The sequence below is a fragment of the Frankia sp. AiPs1 genome, assembly GCF_023716945.1.
Lineage (GTDB): Bacteria > Actinomycetota > Actinomycetes > Frankiales > Frankiaceae > Frankia.
In genome coordinates this window covers 1-4913 of the sequence record NZ_JAMQQF010000456.1, presented here as the reverse complement: position 1 = coordinate 4913, position 4913 = coordinate 1, and the positions used below count along the sequence as shown (strand labels likewise).

At 74.2% G+C, this 4913-nt stretch carries 4 protein-coding genes; all 4 read left to right on the top strand.

Features of this window, described 5'->3' with window-relative positions; all coding sequences use genetic code 11:
* Positions 1 to 133: 133 nt before the first annotated feature.
* Positions 134 to 1777, top strand: a complete 1644-nt coding sequence (locus ND748_RS25145; protein ID WP_251748498.1) for an ABC-F family ATP-binding cassette domain-containing protein — start codon at positions 134 to 136, stop codon at positions 1775 to 1777.
* A 109-nt stretch (positions 1778 to 1886) separates the two neighbouring features.
* Positions 1887 to 2864 carry a phospholipid scramblase-related protein gene (locus ND748_RS25140; protein ID WP_251748496.1) on the top strand — a complete coding sequence of 326 codons (978 nt, stop codon included), beginning with the start codon at positions 1887 to 1889 and terminating at the stop codon, positions 2862 to 2864.
* 272 nt (positions 2865 to 3136) lie between these two features.
* A complete protein-coding gene (locus tag ND748_RS25135) occupies positions 3137 to 4189 on the top strand; it encodes a PHB depolymerase family esterase (protein ID WP_251748494.1) in 1053 nt (350 codons plus the stop codon).
* Positions 4190 to 4335: 146 nt separating this feature from the next.
* Positions 4336 to 4913, top strand: a 578-nt coding sequence (locus ND748_RS25130; protein WP_251748492.1) for a hypothetical protein, incomplete at its 3' end; no start/stop codon positions are given.

Genomic DNA, 4913 nt, shown 5'->3' with positions numbered 1-4913 from the left:
GGGCCGGGCCGCCGCGACGAGCAGCTCGCCCTGCCCGGGTTCGGGGGATGACCATGCGCGGCCCGGCTGCCCTCGTGGCCGCGGTGTGCGGGCGGGCGGCCGACGCGCGCCGGTTATGCGCGAGACTGGCCAGGTGTCCGCAACTCTCGTCGCCTCCGGCCTCACCGTCACCCGCGGTGGGGCGACCGTTCTCGACGGCGTCTCGCTCACCGTCGCACCCGGTGACCGGCTCGGGGTGGTGGGGCCGAACGGCGTCGGTAAGTCGACGTTGCTGCGAGCCCTGGCCGGCCTGGTCCCCCTCGACGAAGGACGGGTCGATCTCGCGCCGCCGACCGCGGGCGTCGGCCTGCTGCCCCAGGAACCCGACCGGCTGCCCGACGAGACCCTGCGAGCGTTCCTCGCCCGCCGCACCGGGGTCGGCGCCGCGCAGCGGGAACTCGACGACGCCGGGGAGGCGCTGTCGGCGGGCGTCCCCGGCGCCGACGACCGGTACAGCGTCGCGTTGGAGCGTTGGCTGGCCCTCGGTGCCGCCGACCTCGACGTTCGCGCCGAGGAGGTCTGCGCCGAGCTGGGCCTGCCCGCCGACGCCCTCGACAGCCCCACGACCGCCCTGTCCGGCGGGCAGGCCGCCCGCGGCTCGCTCGCGAGCGTCCTGCTGTCCCGGTTCGACATCACCCTGCTTGACGAGCCCACCAATGACCTTGATTTCGACGGGTTGGACCGGCTCGAACGCTTCGTCCGCGGCGTGTCCGGCGCACTCGTCGTCGTCAGCCACGACCGCGAGTTCCTCGACCGCACCATCGACACCGTCGCCGAGATCGACCCACACAAGCACGGCCTCGCCCTGTTCGCCGGCGGGTGGACGGCCTACCTGCAGGCCCGCGAGGTCGGCCGGCGGCAGGCCCGCGAGCGCTACGAGGACTACGCCGACCAGCGCGACGGTCTCACCGCGCAGGCGCAGCGCCAGCGGGAGCAGTCCGTACGCGGCTCGGTGCGGGCCAAACGGCGGATGCCCGACAACGACCGGGCCGCCCGGGGCGCGCGCATCGAGGCGGCGACGAAGAGCGCCGCGCGGGTCCGGTCGATCGAGTCCCGCCTCGACCGGTTGGAGGAGGTCGAGGAGCCACGCAAGGAGTGGCAGCTACGCATGTCGATCGCGGCCGCCCCCCGCTCCGGCGACGTCGTCGCGACCCTCACCAGTGCGATCGTGCGCCGGCCCGCCTTCACGTTCGGCCCGGTCGACCTCACCGTCGCCTGGGCCGACCGGATCGTCATCACCGGGCCGAACGGCGGTGGCAAGACGACCCTGCTCTCCGCGCTGCTCGGCCGGCTTGCGCTCGACGCGGGGAACCAGTCCCTCGGCACCGGCGTGCGGCTCGGCGAGATCGACCAGGTCCGGGGCCTGTTCCGCGGCGAGACCACCGCCCTCGCCGTCGCCGAGGGGGCGACGACCTGGCCGGCGGCCGAGGTCCGCACCCTGTTCGCCAAGTTCGGCCTCGGCCCGGACCAGGTGACCCGCCCGGCCGCCTCGCTGTCGCCGGGGGAGCGGACCCGGGCCGGTCTCGCCCTGCTGCAGGCCGTCGGAGTGAACTGCCTGGTCCTCGACGAGCCCACCAACCACCTCGACCTGCCCGCCATCGAACAGCTCGAACAGGCGCTCGCCGGCTACACGGGCACGCTGCTGCTCGTCACCCACGACCGCCGCATGCTCGACACCGTCGCGGTCAACCGCCGCCTGCATGTCGACGGCGGTCTCGTCACCGAGAAGGCGCTGTGACGCGGTGACGCGGGGCGCCGGTCGCGCGCTCGCCGGACTGGCGGGTTTGGTCGGTGTCGCAGTGGTGCCAGTCTGGCCGGGCGCGAGCGGAAGGTGCCAGAGTGGGGGCATGACGCAGACCGTCCCGCCAGGCTGGTACGTCGATCCGAGCGGGCAGCACGGTTCCCGATGGTGGGACGGAAACCAGTGGACCGAGCACATCCAGCCGGCGCCGCCTGCCCAGCCGACCCCGCCCGCCCAGTACGGCGGGGCTGCCCAGTACGGCGGGGCTGCCCAGGGCGGGCAGCAGTACGGCCAGAGCGGGCAGTACGGCCAGGGCGGGCAGTACTACGGCCAGGGTCAGGGCCAGGCCGGGGCCGTGCCGGGGCAGACGTGGGGCACGCCGCTGGGGGTGCAGCCGGGTGTGGTCTACACCGACCACAGCGCCGAGCAGGTGCAGCGGCAGGTCCAGGAGCGGGCCGGGGTGCAGGCGACAGGTCCAGGTGGCGGGACGCTGTTCAGCGAGCCCGTGCTCGTGGTCAACCAGAAGTCAAAGATCATCGAGGTGACGAACGAGTACGCCGTCTTCGACCAGAGCGGCACGCAGATCGGCTCGGTCGTCGAGGTCGGTCAGAGCGCGCTGAAGAAGGCCGCGCGGGTGCTCACCTCGTGGGACCAGTTCTTCTCTCACCGCCTGGAGGTCCGCGATGCCGCCGGCACCGTCCAGTTGCTCCTGCACCGCCCGGCGAAGGTGTTCAAGTCCAAGGTGATCGTCTCGTTGCCGGACGGGTCCGAACTCGGCGTCATCGCGCAGCAGAACGTCTTCGGCCGGATCCGGTTCGACCTGCAGACGGGCGGCACGACGATCGGCGCGATCAAGGCCGAGAACTGGCGGGCGTGGAACTTCTCGATCGTCGACCACACCGACGTCGAGGTCGCCCGGGTCACTAAGACCTGGGAGGGCCTCGCGCGGGCGATGTTCACCACGGCCGACAACTACGTCGTCCAGCTTCACCGGCCGCTGCCGCAGCCGCTGCACAGCATGGTCATCGCCGCCGCCCTCACCATTGACACGGCCCTCAAGCAGGACTCCCGCGGCCTCGGCTGAGCCGTCCGGCGACCGTTCACCTCACTCGCCCGCGGTGCTCGCCCCGTGGTTCTCGCCCGCGGTCTCATCCCTTTCACATCCGGCGGCCCTACCGTCGCCGCGTGAGGTCGTCGATGCGGCGGGACACCGCCGGCGCAGCCAGGCGGGGTCGTCCCGGTAACTCGTCCGGGACGCACCGCGAGAGACCGGCCGGGACGGCGCAGGGCCAGCGGTGGCGTCGACGGTCACCGGGGTCCACCCCGACCGCAACGGCCGGACTCGCCGTCGGCGCCGTGCTCATCGTGGCCCTCGCCGCGTGCGGGGGCAGCACGTCGGGCGGCGCGGGGAAGGCCACGGGCCGCGCGGAGCCGGACCTACCGGGCACCGCGCCGCAGTCGACCGCGCCGCAGTCGACCTCGGCGGGGACGGCCGGGAGCGCCGACGGGCCGGCACTGCACGCCGGCACCATGGACGGCATCCTGACCGCCCCCGACGGCCGGCGGCGTACCTACCTCGTCCACGTGCCGCCTTCGGCCGTCTCCGCGCCTTCGGCCGTCTCCGCGGCGGCGACCGCGGTCGGACCCGGGCTGCCGGTCGTGGTCGTCCTGCACGGTGGCGGCGGATCGGGCCGCCAGGTCGAGCAGCAGACCGGGATGAGCGCCGTCGCCGACCGAGCGGGCTTTCTCGCCGTCTATCCTGACGGCACCGGCCGGCGCGAAACGGCGTTGCTGACCTGGAACGCGGGCACCTGCTGCGGCTACGCCCACGCCAACGGCGTCGACGACGTCGGCTTCATCGCCGCTCTCCTCGACCGGCTGCCGCGGGACTATCCGGTGGATCCGACCCGGATCTACGTCACGGGCATGTCCAACGGCGCGATGCTGTCCTACCGGCTGGCCTGCGAACTCGCCGGACGCATCGCGGCGATCGCCCCCGTCTCCGGCGCCCTGAACACCACCTCCTGCACGCCGAGCCGACCTGTGCCGATCATCGCCTTCCACGGCACCGCCGACGACAAGGTCCGTTACGACGGTGGCGAGTCGTCCATCGGTCTGCGCCAGGGCGACGAGCGCGCCGACCGGTCGGTGGCCGAGGCGATGGCCTTCTGGACCCACCGCGACGGCTGCCCGGCCACCCCGGTTCGCTCCCGGCAGGGCGCCGTCGTCCACGATGTCTACGGCCCGTGCGCGCCCGGCGGCGCGGTCGAGCTGTACAGCGTCACCGGCGCCGGACACGCCTGGCCGGGGGGCAGCAGACCACGTGAGCAGGCCGATCCACCGCCGCCGGCACCGAACGCCGCCGCCGTGATGTGGCAGTTCTTCACCCATCACACCCTCGCCGGCTGAGGCCGGCCGCCGGGCGCGCCCGATCCGGGTGGGCACGGGCGGGCACGGGTGGGTCGAAGCGGCACGTTCTGCACGCGGAACGATCGTCTCGGTGGGAGACTGGCGTCGTGAATGCGCTCGGGACGGGCCCGCAGGGCCCGCCGTCGATGACCTCCGACGTCCAGCGGGTCCTCGTCGTCGGCAGCGGCGGCGCCGGCAAGAGCACCCTCGCGCGCGAGCTCGCGCGGCAGGCGGGCCTGCCGGCGGTGCACCTCGACCGCCATTTCTGGCGGCCCGGCTGGGTCGCGACGCCGGTGGACGAGTGGCGCGCGATCGTCGCCAGCCTCGTCGCGAAGCCCGCCTGGGTGATGGACGGCAACTACAGCGGCACGCTGGACCTGCGCATCCCCGCCGCCGAGCTCATCGTCTTCCTCGACCTGCCGCGGCGAATCACGATCACCCGGGTGCTGCGTCGTTGGGCCCGGTGGCGTGGCCGCAACCGTCCCGACGCCGCCTCCGGGTGCCCGGAGAAGCTGGACCTGGCGTTCCTGCGCTGGCTGTGGAACTACCCGCGGGACAGCCGGGTCCGCCTGCTGCGCGCCCTCGACGCGCACGGCGCCGCCGCTCGGGTGGTGCGGCTGTGCACCGCCCGGGAGGTGCGGCTGTGGGGGGGCGGGGGGGGCGGCGGCCCCGCTGGCGCCCACCCCCCCCGCCGCCCCCCCGCCCCCCCCCCCCCCCCCCCCCC

Coding starts and splice junctions, on each gene's coding strand:
- ND748_RS25140 (WP_251748496.1), top strand. CDS start 1,887: ATGACGCAGACCGTCCCGCCAGGCTGGTACGTCGATCCGAGCGGGCAG.